Origin of the sequence: Planomonospora sp. ID82291 (assembly GCF_015711645.1) — a bacterium.
Lineage (GTDB): Bacteria > Actinomycetota > Actinomycetes > Streptosporangiales > Streptosporangiaceae > Planomonospora.
Genome location: NZ_JABTEX010000002.1, coordinates 943900 through 958861 on the forward strand (window position 1 = coordinate 943900; position 14962 = coordinate 958861).

The following is a 14962-nucleotide window of genomic DNA, read 5'->3' on the forward strand; positions in this document are numbered from 1 at the left end:
CGGTGTCCCCGCCGCGGTGTCCCCGGACCGGCGGACGCTCCCGGAGAGGGCGCGCCATCGGAAGGAGGGGAGGTCAGCCGCGGAGGGCGCGCCCGCCCTCGGGATCACCGGGTGCGGGGGCCGTGCCGGCCGGGACTTCCCCGTCCAGCAGGGTGTCGATCATCCCCTGGAGCTCGGCGCGCCCGGTGGCGCCGAGCGCTCCGGTCAACGCCAGGGCGAGCTTGTCGAAGGGGTCGTCCATCGGCAGCTCCTTGATCTTCCCGGCCAGCTCCTCGACGCTCCACCGCCCGTCTTTGCGGATGTGGCCGCCGAGGGACCAGCCCTGCCCGACCGCGACCGTGCCGCCCCGCACCGACAGCACCTGCCCGGTGAACGGGCAGGACGGACCGGCCAGGTAGGCGGCGACGGGCGCGACGGCGGCCGGGTGGAGGGGGTCGAAGCGGTCCGCGGGCGGTTCTGCGCCCATGCCGGGGACGGCGAGGGTGAGCCGGGTGCGGGCCATCGAGGGCGAGACGCAGTTGACCCGCACGCCGTAGCGGCCCAGTTCGAGGGCGGCCACGGCGGTCAGCGCGGCGACCCCGGCGTTGCCCGCCGCGTAGGAGGCCTGTGCGGGCAGCGGGTTGAGCAGCCCGGAGCCGGAGGAGGTGGTGACGACGGCGCGGTCGGTGCGGACCCCCGCCCGGAACCGGTCGCGCCAGTGGCGGGCGGCCCAGCGGGTCACCGCGAAGGTGCCCTTCAGCTTGACGGCCAGGACGTCGTCGAAGTCCTCCTCCGACAGGTCGGTCAGACCCGCGTTCCGCTCGATGGTCGCGTTGTTGACCACGGCGTGCAGGTCGCCGAAGGCCCGCAGGGCGGTCTCCACCATGCGGCGGGCGCCGTCCCAGTCGGCGACGCTGTCGGTGCTGGCCACGGCCCGCCCGCCGCGTGCGGTGATCTCCTCGACGACCTCCGCCGCCACCTCCGCGTCGCCGCCCGTGCCGTCGACGGCGACGCCGGGGTCGTTGACGACGACCGCGGCGCCCTCGGCGGCGAAGAACAGCGCCTCCTCCCGCCCGATGCCGCGCCCCGCGCCGGTGATGAGGACGACGCGCCCGTCCAGGCTTCCCATGGCGACCACCTTCCAATCGGTGCAGTCTCTGTATTAGTGCAGTCTATGCACCAATACAGAGGATGCAATAGGCTGGCCCGCATGGTGGAGAGACCCGGACTCCGGGAACTCAAGAAGCGGCGGACCCGGCAGGCGCTGATCGAGGCGGCGGTGCGCCTGTTCGAGGACAGGGGCTACGACGACGTGACCGTGGCCGAGATCGCCGACGCCGCGGAGGTGTCCCCCCGCACCTTCTTCCTGCACTTCCCGGCCAAGGAGGACGTGCTCCTGGCCGGCGCCGACGTGCGCGTCGATCTGGCGCTGCAGGCGATCGCCGGGCGCCGCGCCGGGGAAGGGCTGCCCGAGGTGCTCGTCCGGGCGATGGAGCAGATGGTCGCCGACGCGGGGGACCGCGATCTGCCCAGCGGGCTCGCGGCGCTCCGGGCCCGGCTGGCGGCCTCGGTGCCTGCGCTGCAGGCCCGGCTGCTGCAGCGGTATCTCGCCGCGCAGGCCGAGCTGGCCCGGGCGCTGCAGCGGGAGTTCCCCGACCGGCTCGACGCGGTCGCCGCCTCCGCCCTGGTCGGCGCGATGGTCGGCGCGGTCGGCGCGTCCGCGCTGACGGCGCTGCAGCGCGGCGACGGGCCCGACGGGGTACGGGACGCCATGCGGCGGGCCGTGGCCCTGGTGGCGCGGTCCGTCGCCTGACCGGCGGTCGCCTCACGGGCGCCACCGGCACCGTGTGAAGCGATCCCGCGAGAGCGCCCCGCACTGTGTGAAGACGGCGGGATGCCGTTCCAGGTGGCCACAGCCGGCGGGCGGCGGGCGGCGGAGGGGGGTCCGAGCCCCGCCGTGGCTCACCGCTTCAGCTTGAGCTTCTTCCTCGACGCGCCCGGGAACACGACGACCAGGTGCTCCTCCCCCGCGCCGCCGACCCGCACGTACACCCGGACCCGGTAGCGGCCCTCGCCCGCGATCGCCAGGTTCGGCATCGGGGCGCCCGCGCCCACGTCTCCGCCGTCCTTCTCCGGCACGGTGAGCAGGCCGCTGCGGCTGACGACCGGCACCTCGGTGACCTGGTCCCACCCGGCCGTCCGCGGTGGCGGCGCGGTGCGGAAGGCCTTCACGGTGAGGCACAGCTCGATGACGTCCTCGACGTGCCCGACGAGGACGGTGCTGCCGACCGCCCCGATGAGGGAGCCGTCCTCGTAGAGCTCGTCGACCGCCTGCTCCGCCGCCTCGCCGCCCGTCTCGTCGTCGGGGTCGTGGACCAGATAGCCGTGGTCGCCGTCGGCGAACAGGAAGTAGTTGGCCGTGGCCTGGACGACGCCCCTCGTCCGGGGCCACGGGTCGCGGCACCTGGCGTTCGCCTCGGCGATGAAGGCGGTGTTCGCCGCCTTCCGCTGCGCGGCCGACCACAGCAGCTCGGGATGGGTCGCGCCGACGACCTCCGGGCAGACGTAGACGAGGTCCCACGGGTCCGCGCCCCAGCCGGGCCGCGTGCTCCCCGCCCGCTTCAGGAGCGCCTCCTGCTCGGTGCGGTCCTTGGCCCGGCACAGCGCCCGCCCGTAGGCGAGGATCTGCTGGTCCGACAGGTCGTCGGGGAACATGGGCGGGACTCCGCCGTCCGTGCCCCGCGCCCGGCACAGGAACGCGGCGTCGCGTTCCGCGGGTTTCAGATCGCCGAAGTCGGGCCGGTCGTAGCAGTCCATCGACCAGCCGGTATAGGTGAGGTGCGGGGTCTGCTCCGGGTGGATCAGCGCGATGACCGGCAGTACGGCCGCGGCCGCCACCGCGACGCGGACCACGCGCCGCCGCGCGGGCGAAGGGTCCGCCGGGCGGTCCTCGGCGATCAGCTCGCGGGCGGTCGCCGCGATCCACACGGTGTTGACGAGCCCCGCCGCGTCCATCGCGACGAGTACCGCCAGATCGCCGCTGAAGATCCTCTCGAAGAGGAGGGGAAGCGGGATCGTCAGCGCGCAGACGCCCGCCGACAACCATCCGGCGGCCTGCGTGCCGCGGCTCCAGCGGCCGTCGCGCCGCTGGCCGACGACCGTGATGACGATCGCCGCCACCGCGCCCAGCGTCAGGACCAGCTCGGCGACGTCGCCCGATCCGAGCTCGGGGAGGTCGAGTTCGTCGAGCAGCTCGTCGGCGATCGCGGCCAGCTCGACCGCGAACGCCGCTCCGGCCGCCGCGCGCAGCAGGCGGGACCGCCAGCGGATGACGAGCAGGTACAGGACGTCGATCGCGGTCCACAGCGCGAGCGAGATCGCCGCGCCGACCGCGTCGGGGAGCAGCGCGATCGGATACCAGAGCACCAGGGCGTAGGCCGCCGCCAGATACAGCAACCACCGCAGCGCCCTGGCCCGGCGGTCCAGCGGTCCCGGCGCGGGGGTGCGCAGGATCAGCCACAGGAGCGCGGCCTTCACCGGGGCGGCCACGAGCAGCGCCACGGTCGTCGGGGTGTCGAACCCGTCGTCCGGGTGGAACCAGGCCGGCGGAGACCACTCGACGGCCGCCCAGAGCCAGACGTCGCCGAGCGCCAGGCCCGCGGCCGTCGCCGCGAGGACCAGACCTACCGATCCGATCCTGATGATCCGCCACAAGCCATCCGAAAGCACGGGATGTGATCTTAGTGCGGCGCCGCCGTACGGCCGGGCACGGCGGTCCGGCTCCCCGCCGCCGCACCCGCGGTGGGGACGCGGTTCCCGCCGGCCGCCGGTCACAATGGGGCGATGGGAACAGGACCCGTAACGGAGACGGCCGGCGACGAGATCGGCTGCTGGCTCGATCGGATCCACGACACGTACGACGAGTTCGCCTACCGGTACGTCTACGCCGCCTATCTGGCCGTGCGGCCGCCCCGCCGGGACGGGCGGAGTGGCGAGGTCACCCTGACCGCCGAACCGGGCGGCGGGCTCCTGCTGCGCGCCGGGAGCGGGGATCCGGGCCTGCGCCTGCGCGACGACGCCGCGTGCGAGGCGTTCCTGGCGCATCTGGTCGGCCGGTACTGCCGCGGAAGGCACTCCTCCATGGAGGAGTGGGAGGCCGCGGCGCATGACCGCTACGTGGCGGACCTGCGTGGATGGGAGTAGGCGCGGGACCGGCGCCCCGCCCCCGGCGCCCTCGGCGCGCTGAAGGCCTCCACGAGCCGGATCGAGGCCCACCGCAAGACCTCGGGGAAGACGGGGAAGCGAGAGGACGCGGTCCGGAGCCCGCGCCCTCGGGGACGGCTTCCCCGGTCAAGCCTGTGCCCGCTTTCGCGGCTCCCCGACCGGACCATCCCCGCGTGCGCGGGGAGCACCACGTGGCACCAGAAGGGTTGCCTCCCGAGTGGGGACCATCCCCGCGTGCGCGGGGAGCACGGGCGCGGCTCGTAGTCCTTGACGCCGTCCGCGGGACCATCCCCGCGCGGGGATGGTCCCGTCTGCAAGACCTCCGGCTCGACGCTCTTGGCGTGCTCCCCGCGCACGCGGGGATGGTCCCCGCTGCGGCATCAGATCCGGCCGCCGAGGCTGACCGGGCGGTGCGCTCCAGTGTGCGGAGGCCTCGTCCGGAGCCGTCCGCACACCGGGCTGCGAACTCGTGGCGCCTCCGGGCCGTCCGGCGCATTGGGCTCGTGCGCAGATCTGTCGGTGGACTGTGGCAGGATGCGGCGGAATCACTGCAAGATCATTGGAGGTCGGTCATGTCGTCAGGTACGTCCGCGCCGCTGCACTTCGTGGAGCACGGGACCGGCACTCCGGTGCTGGCGCTGCACGGCTGGACGCCGGACCACCGGCTGATGCTCGGCTGCCTGGAGCCGGTCTTCGCCCGGCGTGACGGATACCGGCGGCTCTATCCCGACCTGCCGGGCATGGGCAAGTCGGAGGCCCCGCCGTCCGTGACGAGCGCCGGCGACCTGCTCGACGCCGTGCTGGCCTTCGTGGACGACGTCCTCGGCGACGAGCCGTTCCTGCTGGCCGGCGAGTCCTATGGCGGTTACCTGGCCCGTGCCCTGGTGGGGCTGCGGCCGGAGCGGGTGCTGGGGCTGGCGCTGATCTGCCCGGTCGCCGACCGGCTGGGCGCCACCGAGCGCACGCTCCCGGAGCGCCGGGTGCTGCGGCCCGACCCCGGACTGCTCGCCTCGGCGGACCCGCGGCTCGCCGCGGAGTTCGCGGAGATGGCGGTGGTGCAGACCCCGGAGACCCTGCGCCGGTTCCGCGACGAGATCATGGTCGGCCTCGACTGCGCCGACGCCGCGGCGCTGGAGCGCATCGGGTCCAACCGGTGGCTGGACCCGGAGCCGTCGGAGAGCCGGAGCTTCGACCGGCCGACCGTGGTCATCGCCGGCAGGCAGGACCACGTGGTCGGCTACGAGGACGCGTTCGCGCTGCTCGCCCACTATCCGCGGGCGAGCTACGCGGTGCTCGACGTGGCCGGGCACAACGCCCAGTTCGAGCAGCCGGAGCTCTTCGACGCGCTGATGCTGGAGTGGCTCGACCGGGTCGCCGCCGAGCCGTTTCGCTGACCATGGCCCTGACGGCACAGTCTGTTACCCGACCGGCGATCGCCGCGAAGGCGCCGCGGCGCCGTGTGAAGATGGCGGGATGTCGTTCCAGGTAGCCATGGCCGCCGCGACGGCCGCCGTCGCGTTCACGGCCGGTCTTTCCGCCGCGGCCCCGGTCGGCACCCTCGCCGGGACCGCGCCGGCCACACCGGTGATCCGCCACGCCGGCCTCGGCGTCTGCCGGAACGGCGCCGGCCGGCGCCCGTGCGGTCCGTGGAGGCTCTGGCTGAGCGACGGCCGCGTCCGCGCGCTCCCCGACGCGCACCGGCCTGACGGCGACCACCCGGCCATGGGGGTCATGGCGGTCGCCCCGGACGGCGGCCGGGCCGCGTACTTCCGCAAGAGCGACGGCGTGCTCATGATCTGGGAGGCCGCCACCGGGAAGGCGCGCCGGACCGCGGTGAGGCGGCCGGACTCCGTCGCCGTGACCGAGCTGACCCTCTCCCCGCGTGGGCGGTTCGCCGCCATCGAGGGAGAAGGCCTCTCGGGAAGGCCGGTCGACCGGATCGTGGACACGGCCACCGGGAAGGCCTTCGACCTGCCCAGAGGGTACGACTCCGCGCGGTTCAGCCCGGACGAGAAGCACCTGATGGCCACCCACGTGCGCGGGGCGGTGGTCTACTCGACCGGGACGTGGTCGGTGCGGCTGCGGCGGTCGGCCTACATGATGGGTGACCTCGGCCCCGACGGCGTCACCGTGGCCAAGGCCCGGTGGAACGACGCCCGTCCCGCCGAGAACGCGGTCACCGTCCGCAACCTGGCCACCGGCAAGAAGCGTACGTACCCGGTCCGGCTCCGCCGGGGCGAGGCCCCCTACCGGGCGCGCTGGGACAGGGCGGGCCGCCTCGACCTCCTGACCGACTCCTACCGCGGACCGAGCGGCGAGGAGTACCACGTCTACACCTGGTACCGGCTGGACCGCACGACGGGCCGGCTGCGGCGGCTCGACTCCTTCACCGTCACCTCCGCCGTGGGTGACGTCATCCTCGCCGGCTGACGGCGCGACTCCGCCTTCGGCGACCCTCCGTACTCTGTCCGGGGGTGCGCCGCCGGAAGGCGCGAGTCCGGACGCGGGCGCCGCCGCGGCGGTGGTCGTGCACCTCGTCTCTCTCGTACGGCGGGCGAAGACCTGAGGAGGCTCCGGACCGGCGGCGGGGTGCACCGCCCGTGACGCGCCTCAGAGCACGAAGACCGCCAGGAGGGTGAGGCCGATGCTCAGCGCCGTGAAGGGGAGCGTTCTGGGCCGCCGGGCCGCCTCCCGCCGGGAGGAGAGCACCAGCGCCGCTCCCACGGCCAGAGCCAACAGCAGGTGCAGGCCGTACCAGAGGGGGATGGGCACCCGGCCCAGGGCGGTCCCGGACAGCAGGTCGTCGGCGGCTCCGTGGCCGGCGATCCCGCCGGCGATGATCAGGCCCAGCATCGCGAACGCGTACCGGAACCGGCCGAGCAGCGCCCAGAAGGCGGTGCCCACGCCGAGCAGGAGCGAGGCGCTGTGGTGCAGCCGCCGCACGAACAGCCCGGTGCCCTCTTCGAAGCTCATGTCCAGGACCGAGTGGTAGGCGGCGCTCATGGGGACGCCCCGGAGCGGCTCGTAGGCTCCGCTGTAGGGAATGATCTCGCCGCTGGGCGTGTAGAAGAACGCCAGGAAGCCGCCGCTGATCAGGACGATCACGAAGCAGCAGACCAGCATCTCGCCCAGCAGCTGCCTCGCCCGCGCCTGATCCACCGGATCATTCCACCACAGAGATCGACTCGCCCGTACGGCGTGCGGGTCCGGCCCGACCGCGGCGGCCGCGGTCCGCGCGTTCCCGTAGGTCCGCGCGTTCCCGTAGGTCCGCGCGTTCCTGTAGGCCCATGCGTTCCCGTAGGCCCGCGCGGCGGCGCACCACCGGGATCCGATGGACCTTCGCCCCTGACCGGTCCGCGCGGCCGGGCGTAGCGTGGGTTCGGCGGGGATTCCGACCGGACCTCTGGAGGCCGCCATGAGAGCCACCGCACCGGTGATCGCGCCCGTCGCCGCCGCGCGCCGATTCGGCTACAGCGTCGCCGTCGTCGTCGACACGGTGCTGCTGTACATGATCAACGTCGCGCCGGGCTGGCAGACCGTGCCGTTCCTCACCGAGGAGACCTGGCAGGTGCTGCCGATGGTCAACCTCTCGCTGGCGGCAGGGGCCGTCGCGAACCTGGTCTACATGATCTGCGACCCGAGGTGGCTGAGGTCCCTCGGCGACCTGGTGACCACGGCGATCAGCCTGATCGCGCTCGTCGGGATCCTGCGGGTCTTCCCGTTCGCCTTCGGCGACCCCTCCGTCGACTGGGCGCTCGTCGCGCGCTCGGTGCTGGTCGTGTCCGTCGCGGGCACCGCCGTGGCGGTGGTCGTGCACCTCGTGTCGTTCGTACGGCGAGCGGCCGGCGGGCGGTACCGATCGGACCCGCACCGGTGACTCCGGCCCGGCAGGGGCGACGGGCGGCACATCCAGGAGCGGATCGCCGGTTCACGGGGACACGTCGATGTCTTTCGGGGTTTGATGTCACTGTCAGTCGAGGTTGTTCTGCCGACGGACAAGGTTGGCGATCGCCAGGATCTTCGGGCGGCCCGTGGCCTTGAACGAGAGGCCGTGCCGGAAGATCTCGGGAATCCAGTACTGGTCCTCCTCCCGGAAGACGACCCCGTTACCGGCGAGGACCTCCAACTCCTGGCTTGACAGACCGACGGTCTCAGGGCTGAACGGAATCCTCTTCTTGTCCGCGGGGAGGCTGCCGAGGCGCCTGAGAAGTTCTCCGACCTGCGGGCTCTCCTCGGTGATGGCACGGATCTTGCCCAAGCTGCACTGCACGAGCGCTTTCCTCATCGCGGCGGGCGTGAGCAGCCGGGTCGGCCAGTTCCTGTCCTCCACGGACAGAGCGGCGGACTCCTTGAGGAAGGTCACGATGTCACGGGCCTGGATCTGCTCGTTGAAGTCGGACAGAGCGGCGAGGAACCAGCCGTCCGAACGAGCCTCCCGGGATTTGGAAGATCCCATCTTCTCGCCCCAGAGCGGGTGGAGCGCCGTGCTGAGATGCTGGCTCAGCACCGAGGCCGCCGCTCCGGACGCGTCCTGGGGGAGGGCTCCGGAGCGCTGCGCGACCCACAGGGCGAGTCGCAGCGCCTCAGAGTGGTTCCACTTGAGCTCGTAGTCGCTGTAGCGGGCCAGGAACTGCCCGTGGTTCTGCCGGATGGCCGACTGCACGAGGTCGCGCCTGACGAAGATCACCAGCCCGAGCGGCCGACCGCGGAGGCTGCGCAGCCAGTCGAGACAGTCGACCAGGAGGACCCGGAGCGCCTGCCGTTGGACCTCGCTGTCGAGGAGGTCCTGAAGAAGGTCCTCAAGCCCGTCGAACAGGAAGATCCGCATATTCGCGGAGGCGAATTCGGCGAGTTCCCGTTCGACGTTCTCCGGGGAGGCGTTGAGGCCCAGTGCTCTGGCCATGCAGGTGAGCCAGACCCGGCGCCACTGCATGTCGGTCAGCTGCGAACGCAGAGCCTCGTCGATCAGATCGCGCAGTTCGAGTTGGGTCGCGGGCTCGACGCCCGCGGGGGTGGCGGCGTTCCGCTGGATCTCACCGACCCGTTCGAGGGCGGACTCGCTGAGGTTCTTGGAGACGAGCACCGGCGCCAGCGGGGCGTCCAGGGCCACGCTCTCAACGCCGACGGCGTGCGCGTAGTCCCGCCAGGTCCCCCGGAAGCACATCTGGAGCTGGGTGAAGGTCTTCCCCGAGCCCTTGGCCCCGGTGACCACGCACAGGGGCGGTTCGGTCCGGTGGGAGGCGAGCATGTTCCGGAGCGACTCGGTCGGAAGGAAGTCCGTGTCATCCGCGGTCTCGGCGTACGCGAGCCGTCCGGCGAACTCGCTCAGGACTCCCCGGAGGTGGGTCACGTCGCCTCCGTCCACTGTGACGTGGAGCGGCCCCGCGGCCGATCCCCGGCCGGGGAGAGCCGGCTCCTCCGGAATCGCGAGCCCCTCGACGAGCGGGACGAGCGGTTCGGCGAGGCGCTGACGCCGTACCAGGTCCACCACGGCGTCCCAGGAGGCGGGCAGCGCCAGCAGCCGATCCTGGAACACGCTGAAGATCGGTTCCAGTGCGACGTCGCGGTCGACGGTGCGGTCCTCGCCTTCGTGGTCGTTCGGCTCCAAGGTCCCGGAGATCGCATCGCGGAGCCGGGTCGCGGCGGAGACGGCCAGTTCCCGGTGCCCGTCCTCGCGGAACTGTGTGATCACAGCCACGCTCGCCGGGTCGTCGGTACGGCTCGGCGCGCGGCGGGCGAGTTCCTGGATGGTCCGGAGCGTGCCGTACAGCGACTGGTCGCTGACGGTGGTGACGAAGATCCGCTGGACACGGGGGTCGAGCAGGACGGGGGCGGCGAGCTCGCTGCTGCCCGCCCGCAGGTCGATCAGGACCGTCCGTGCGCCGAGCCGGTCGGCGAGTGCGGCGAGGGACTCGGTCAGGTAGTAGATCGACCGGTCGGGAGTGAGCAGATCGGTGGGTTCGAGCCGCGGCGGGGCGATGTCGAGCAGGGAGCGCCGGGTAGGCATGACGATCACATTGCCGATCAGCTGGTTCGGCAGGTAGGCCGCTCCCAGCCGCACCGCGTCGTCGGGGCGGCCGTCGTCGGAGGAGTGGAGCAGCGCGAGGAAGTCCTCGTAGCCGAAGTCGACACGCCTGCCCTGGGCGCTGAACATCCAGGTGATGCCGGGTGCTTCGAGGTCGGCGTCGACCAGGAGCACCCGGTCGCCGCGCTGGGCGACGGCGTCGGCGAGCGCCACCCCGTGGAGAGTGCGTCCCACACCGCCCTTGAAGGAGTGCAGGGCGGCGATCCGCACACCGCCCGGGAACGAGGACTCCGGACAGGGGAGCGGCTCGCCGAGGCTGCGGACGATGCGCCGCTCCCGCCACCGCGGTTCGCGCCGGGGCGTCTCGGGCTCCCGCTGTCGTACCGAGACCGGCAGCAGCCTGGCGGACGGACGGCCGGGGACATCGTCGAGCCGGAGGACGGTCTCCCCGTCGTGGGAAGCCGTCGAGCTCACCCCGAAGACCTTCTCCAGCCAGGCCAGGGCTTCCTCGGGCGAAGCCTGAGGGCTGATCGTCATCTCGAGGCCGTCCCAGAAGGCGTCGCACTCCTGCAGCCAGCTCGGCCACCGGTTGTCCGCCGCGAGGGCCGCCAGGTACGCGTCCACATCGACCCAGGTGTAGATGTGCTCGGGAACCCTGATCTCCTGATCCGGCATGATCATGCCCTCAATTCTCGCTGACACCAGGCCAGAAGCTCGCGCAACACGGCAAGGGCCGCCTTCTCGTGATCTTTTTTGAGAGTGTGGCCGTACCTCCAGGCCTGGTGGAGGTCGGCGAAGGCCACTTTCTCGTTCTCCTGCTTGTGGCTCGCGCACGGCTGCATCCGGCCGCAAAGCTGCGGGGGGAGCCGCAGTTCCTTGGCGAGACGGTGCAGATCGTGACTCCTGAACTGCGGTGGTAGCTGAGCGGTGGATTTCAGCGCCTGGCGGTCGAGGAGGGCCGCCTTCAGGCCGCACTCCACGCCGTAGAAGAGGAGCAACGCCGCCGGCGCCCCCTCGTCCATGGCCTGTACGGCTTCTTGCTGGGAGAGGAAACCGGCGCGGAGTTGGTTTCTACCGACATCTACGGGCACGCTGGGTGACTTTACCATCACTTTATGATTCTTCGATGGTTGCTCGGGCTCCCGGAAAGGGAGGGGGCGGGGCCCGAAGACGGTGGCGGAACGGCGGGATCACCGGTTGGGGGTTCGGGTTTTCGGGGTCCGATGGCGATTGGGACGGCGTCGCCGCCAGCGCGAGCGCCCAGGGGACCCTCAACTTCGGCGGCGGGGAAGGACTCCGGCGGGCGGGTGGCCGACGCCCTGCCGTACCCCGACAGCGAGCACGGCCGCAGGATCCGCGGCCGGTAGCGCGGTCATCGCGAGACGGCCGGATCGCACCCATCGCGGTACGGCCCGGCGGCTCTACCCGACCTGCCGGGTACGGGGAAGTCGGTGGCTCCGCCGTCCATGTTCGAGCAGCCGAGGCTCTTCGACGCGCCGATACTGGCATGGTTCGACTGGGTCGCTGCCGAGGCGTCCGGGCCGTCAGAGGTCGTCGGGCAGCAGTCTGAAACACTCGTGGCCGGTCAGGGGGCGAAGCGCCCGGAAGTGCTGACGATTCAGGGTGAACACGGTGTCCGTACGGAACTCGGCAGCGAGGGCGGCGTTCATGGCGTCCGTCAGACCGATGTCCATCGTCCGGTAGCGAGCCATCAGGGCTCGGGCGGTGCGCAGGTGCGGTGAGACCTCGGGCACCTCGTACCGCTTCACATCGATCCGGTCCATGATGTGGTCGAGGACGGCGAAGGCGGCGTGCTGCCCGATCCTGCTGGTGATGAGGTAGTCGAGTTCGGCCAGCACCAATGGAGAGATGACCAGGTGACCGATCTGGGCGCGAGCCTTGGCGCATGCCGCGTGCTCGGTGTCCTGACGGTTGAACAGTGCCAGAAGCGCCGAGGTGTCCGCGATGGCCACCGGTGCGCTCACAGGCCGAACCCCTCGGCCAGGAGCGTGTCGGCGCGGGCTGAGAGATCGGGCGGACCGTCGAACAGAGGAAGATCGTCCTCGTCTCCCATGGGATCGGTGGGGAAGGGAGACGGCGGCTCCGCTCGATGGGCGGGTACCAGCGTGGCGATGTGACGGCCGTTCTTCGTCACCGCAATGGTCTCGCCCCCCTCTGCCGCGGCGAGGATGCGGGCGGACTGCTGGTTGAACTCACGTGCGGTGGTCTCCATATCGCGATTGTACTACTTATGTACTACACGGTGAAGGCGGTTCCGGCGGTGTATGCGTCGACTTCGGCGACCTGGCCGGATACCGGCGGTGGATCACGCCACCGGCTCGCCGCCGGTCACCGGGACCGTCCACACCGTGCCGAGTACGGAGCCGGTGATGCACAGCCGGTCGGTGCGCTCGTCCAGCGCCGGCCCGTCAGCGTGGACGGCGCCCGTGCGTGGTCATCGGGTGAGGACGGTCGGTTTCAGGGGAGACCCGCGTCTTCCCGCCGCCGCGGGGCGGCCGGCCCTGGACGGGCGGGGGCCGCCCACGGAGGCCGAAGAGGACTCTCCGCGGACGGCGGGGGTACGGCATGCCGTACCCCCGCCGTGAAAGGGCCCGCCCGCGCAGGGTCGGCCGGCGATGCAGGCCGTGCCGTTGAGGGTGAAGGAGGCCGGCTTGCCGGTGTTCCCGGTGTGGTCGGCCTGGAAGCCGAACTCGGCCGAGCCGCCCGGCGCGATGGTTCCGTTGTAGGAGACGTTCCTCGCGGTCACCTGGCCGCCGTTCGGCGAGACGGCGGCGCTCCAGGCGTTGGTGACCGCCTGCCCGCCCGGCAGGGCGAAGGCCAGGGACCAGCCGCTGACCGCGGCGGAGCCGGAATCGGTGATCTTCGCCGCGGCGGTGAACCCGGTGTTCCAGGAGGAGCCGTCGGTGGTGGCGAAGCAGCCGTCGCGCCACAGGGCCTGGGGCGAGGAGACGCCGAAGCAGGAGCCGCTCCTCGTCGCGGACGGGTGGACGACGATGAAGCCGTACCGGTCGGCGAGGGAGGCGAACGAGGGCGGGCGCGGAGAGGATGAAACCTTCCTGTGCGGACGTCCCCGCGGACGTCTCAGGGCCGGGGGAGGCGCTCGGTGATCCAGTCCGTCACGAGGGAGAGGAGACCGGGGTCGGTGGGCCTGCGGATCTGCTGCTTGTAGGTGCGCAGGCCGCCGCCGTCCGGGTCGCGGCGGAGCAGGTGGCTCAGCTCGGGCACGCGCACGGTCGTCACGTCGCGGCCCGCCGCGTCGCCGCCGGTTCCGGTCCCGTTGTCCGTTCCGGCGTCCGTTCCGGCGTCCGTTCGGGCGCCGCCCGCCGCGGCGGCGATGGCGTCGAGGTCGGCGGGGTCCACCTGGACGTCGGCGGCGCCGGTGACGGCGAGGACCGGGGCGCGCAGCGCGCGCAGCGCCGGTCCGGGGTCGAAGGCGATGAACTCGCGGTGCCAGCGCGCGTTCGTCTTCCGGCCCTGGACCCGGGCGACGTCGGTCGTCGTGGCCTTGAGCCGGGCGACGGCCTCGGCCTGCTTGGCGACCACGTCGGTGCGGAGCAGGCGCAGGATCACCCGGACCGGCGCGGGCAGGTCCCCGGCGACCTGCCGCGTCTGCCAGGTCAGGGTCTCCTCGCCCGTCTTCGCCATGGGGGACAGCAGCACGATCCCGGCCAGGTCCGCCGCACCCCCGGTGTCCGCCGCACCCCCGGCGCTCCCGGCCGGCTCGGCGCTCCCGGCGTTCCCGGCCGGCTCGGCGCTCCCGGCGTTCCCGGCCGGCTCGACGCCCCCAGCCGGCTCGGCTCCCAGGGCGGTGGCGATGACGGCGCCCTCGCTGTGGCCGATGACGAACACCGCCGCCGGGTCGATCTCCGGGCGGGCCCGGAGCCAGGCCAGCGCGGCGCGCGCGTCGTCGATGTTGTCGGTCAGGCCCGCGGCGAGGAAGGAGCCCTGCGACTCCCCGGCGCCGCGCTTGTCGTAGCGGAAGGACGCGATCCCGGCCCGGGCCAGCGCGTGCGCCAGGTCGCGGCTGATCCGCAGGGGCATCCGCGGGTGGTTCGCGTCCCGGTCCAGCGGGCCCGACCCGGTGATGATCAGCGCCGCCGGGTACGGCCTCCGCCTGCCGGGAACCGTACCCGCGGAGGCCGCATCCACGGAGGCCGTACCCGTGGAGCCGGGGGCGGCGGGGACCGTACCGGCAGGAGCCGTGCCCGGGGAGGCCGGGTCGGCGGGCGGGAGGGCGAGCGTGCCGCCGAGGGTGAGGCCGCCGGAGGAGAACGTGGCGCGCTCCTCGGCGACCGGCGCGGGCAGTCCGGCCGACTCGCGGATGCGCGCGGCGAGCTCCGCCGCGGCCGTGTGGCTGACCAGCAGCTCGTCGTAGCGGGCGCCGCTCAGCGCCACCCGCACGGCGGGCACGTCCCGGCGGGCGACCACGAACGACCGTCCGCCCGCCCTCCGCCAGGTCCCGATCTTCGTCCGCCCGGGGACGGCCAGGCCGGGGGCGCGCAGGCCGCGGACCTCCGCCACCGGGTTCCGCACGACGGCGACCTCGCGGACCGCGGAGAGCGGCACCCGGACGTCCCCGTGCAGTCCCGCGGTCCGCTCGCCCCGGCCGAGCGCCAGCACCAGCTCGCCACCGACCACCGTCATCGTCGCCATCATGCATCCTTTCCGCCATGTCCATTCATGAGTATTCTCATCTTTGAGATTGATGTCAAC

15 protein-coding genes are annotated in these 14962 nt (G+C 72.6%); 6 read left to right on the forward strand and 9 right to left on the reverse strand.

Annotation, left to right across the window (positions count from 1 at the left end; all coding sequences use genetic code 11):
- Nucleotides 1-73: 73 nt before the first annotated feature.
- Nucleotides 74-1108, reverse strand: a complete 1035-nt coding sequence (locus tag HS045_RS15225; protein ID WP_196452007.1) for an SDR family NAD(P)-dependent oxidoreductase — start codon at nucleotides 1106-1108, stop codon at nucleotides 74-76.
- 81 nt (nucleotides 1109-1189) lie between these two features.
- Here HS045_RS15225 and HS045_RS15230 point away from each other — a divergent pair, with 81 nt between their 5' ends.
- A complete protein-coding gene (locus HS045_RS15230) occupies nucleotides 1190-1792 on the forward strand; it encodes a TetR/AcrR family transcriptional regulator (RefSeq protein ID WP_196452008.1) in 603 nt (200 codons plus the stop codon).
- 149 nt (nucleotides 1793-1941) lie between these two features.
- Here the strand turns inward: HS045_RS15230 and HS045_RS15235 are convergent, their stop codons facing one another.
- The gene (locus HS045_RS15235) at nucleotides 1942-3708 is read right to left on the reverse strand and encodes a hypothetical protein (protein ID WP_196452009.1); all 1767 of its coding nucleotides are present in this window, start codon (nucleotides 3706-3708) and stop codon (nucleotides 1942-1944) included.
- 114 nt (nucleotides 3709-3822) lie between these two features.
- On the opposite strand from HS045_RS15235, the gene HS045_RS15240 reads away from it, so the two are divergent.
- The 3 genes from HS045_RS15240 (at nucleotide 3823) to HS045_RS15250 (ending at nucleotide 6633) form a co-directional block, all read left to right on the forward strand.
- Nucleotides 3823-4182: a hypothetical protein gene (locus tag HS045_RS15240; protein ID WP_196452010.1), complete on the forward strand. Its 360-nt coding sequence runs from the start codon at nucleotides 3823-3825 to the stop codon at nucleotides 4180-4182.
- A gap of 593 nt (nucleotides 4183-4775) precedes the next feature.
- Complete coding sequence (locus HS045_RS15245) at nucleotides 4776-5597, forward strand: alpha/beta fold hydrolase (protein ID WP_196452011.1); 822 nt, start codon at nucleotides 4776-4778, stop codon at nucleotides 5595-5597.
- A 79-nt stretch (nucleotides 5598-5676) separates the two neighbouring features.
- The gene (locus tag HS045_RS15250) at nucleotides 5677-6633 is read left to right on the forward strand and encodes a hypothetical protein (RefSeq protein ID WP_196452012.1); all 957 of its coding nucleotides are present in this window, start codon (nucleotides 5677-5679) and stop codon (nucleotides 6631-6633) included.
- Nucleotides 6634-6813: 180 nt separating this feature from the next.
- On the opposite strand, the gene HS045_RS15255 is transcribed toward HS045_RS15250, so the two are convergent.
- The gene (locus HS045_RS15255) at nucleotides 6814-7362 is read right to left on the reverse strand and encodes a hypothetical protein (RefSeq protein WP_196452013.1); all 549 of its coding nucleotides are present in this window, start codon (nucleotides 7360-7362) and stop codon (nucleotides 6814-6816) included.
- Between the two features lie 256 nt (nucleotides 7363-7618).
- Between HS045_RS15255 and HS045_RS15260 the strand changes: the two genes are divergently transcribed.
- A complete protein-coding gene (locus tag HS045_RS15260; RefSeq protein WP_196452014.1) occupies nucleotides 7619-8080 on the forward strand; it encodes a hypothetical protein in 462 nt (153 codons plus the stop codon).
- A gap of 93 nt (nucleotides 8081-8173) precedes the next feature.
- On the opposite strand, the gene HS045_RS15265 is transcribed toward HS045_RS15260, so the two are convergent.
- The 5 genes from HS045_RS15265 to HS045_RS36155 form a co-directional block, all read right to left on the reverse strand.
- Nucleotides 8174-10909, reverse strand: a complete 2736-nt coding sequence (locus HS045_RS15265) for a KGGVGR-motif variant AAA ATPase (RefSeq protein WP_196452015.1) — start codon at nucleotides 10907-10909, stop codon at nucleotides 8174-8176.
- On the reverse strand, nucleotides 10906-11319 hold the full coding sequence (locus tag HS045_RS15270; protein WP_196452016.1) for a hypothetical protein: 414 nt from the start codon (nucleotides 11317-11319) through the stop codon (nucleotides 10906-10908). The genes HS045_RS15265 and HS045_RS15270 overlap by 4 nt, the downstream gene beginning before the upstream one ends.
- 453 nt (nucleotides 11320-11772) lie before the next feature.
- A complete protein-coding gene (locus HS045_RS15275) occupies nucleotides 11773-12213 on the reverse strand; it encodes a PIN domain-containing protein (protein WP_196452017.1) in 441 nt (146 codons plus the stop codon).
- A complete protein-coding gene (locus HS045_RS15280; protein WP_196452018.1) occupies nucleotides 12210-12461 on the reverse strand; it encodes a type II toxin-antitoxin system Phd/YefM family antitoxin in 252 nt (83 codons plus the stop codon). The genes HS045_RS15275 and HS045_RS15280 overlap by 4 nt, the downstream gene beginning before the upstream one ends.
- Nucleotides 12462-12683: 222 nt before the next feature.
- Complete coding sequence (locus tag HS045_RS36155) at nucleotides 12684-13109, reverse strand: cellulose binding domain-containing protein (RefSeq protein WP_307827602.1); 426 nt, start codon at nucleotides 13107-13109, stop codon at nucleotides 12684-12686.
- Here HS045_RS36155 and HS045_RS36160 point away from each other — a divergent pair.
- The gene (locus HS045_RS36160) at nucleotides 13036-13356 is read left to right on the forward strand and encodes a hypothetical protein (protein ID WP_307827536.1); all 321 of its coding nucleotides are present in this window, start codon (nucleotides 13036-13038) and stop codon (nucleotides 13354-13356) included. The two genes, HS045_RS36155 and HS045_RS36160, sit on opposite strands and share 74 nt — an antisense overlap.
- On the opposite strand, the gene HS045_RS34560 is transcribed toward HS045_RS36160, so the two are convergent.
- Nucleotides 13331-14902: a serine aminopeptidase domain-containing protein gene (locus HS045_RS34560; protein WP_230884047.1), complete on the reverse strand. Its 1572-nt coding sequence runs from the start codon at nucleotides 14900-14902 to the stop codon at nucleotides 13331-13333. The two genes, HS045_RS36160 and HS045_RS34560, sit on opposite strands and share 26 nt — an antisense overlap.
- Nucleotides 14903-14962 lie beyond the last annotated feature (60 nt).

Excerpts from the sequence above, each read along its gene's own strand:
- HS045_RS15280 (WP_196452018.1), bottom strand. The coding sequence starts at position 12,461 with ATGGAGACCACCGCACGTGAGTTCAACCAGCAGTCCGCCCGCATCCTC.
- HS045_RS15230 (WP_196452008.1), top strand. The coding sequence starts at position 1,190 with ATGGTGGAGAGACCCGGACTCCGGGAACTCAAGAAGCGGCGGACCCGG.
- HS045_RS15245 (WP_196452011.1), top strand. The coding sequence starts at position 4,776 with ATGTCGTCAGGTACGTCCGCGCCGCTGCACTTCGTGGAGCACGGGACC.
- HS045_RS15250 (WP_196452012.1), top strand. The coding sequence starts at position 5,677 with ATGTCGTTCCAGGTAGCCATGGCCGCCGCGACGGCCGCCGTCGCGTTC.
- HS045_RS15240 (WP_196452010.1), top strand. The coding sequence starts at position 3,823 with ATGGGAACAGGACCCGTAACGGAGACGGCCGGCGACGAGATCGGCTGC.
- HS045_RS15260 (WP_196452014.1), top strand. The coding sequence starts at position 7,619 with ATGAGAGCCACCGCACCGGTGATCGCGCCCGTCGCCGCCGCGCGCCGA.
- HS045_RS15225 (WP_196452007.1), bottom strand. The coding sequence starts at position 1,108 with ATGGGAAGCCTGGACGGGCGCGTCGTCCTCATCACCGGCGCGGGGCGC.
- HS045_RS15265 (WP_196452015.1), bottom strand. The coding sequence starts at position 10,909 with ATGATCATGCCGGATCAGGAGATCAGGGTTCCCGAGCACATCTACACC.
- HS045_RS34560 (WP_230884047.1), bottom strand. The coding sequence starts at position 14,902 with ATGGCGACGATGACGGTGGTCGGTGGCGAGCTGGTGCTGGCGCTCGGC.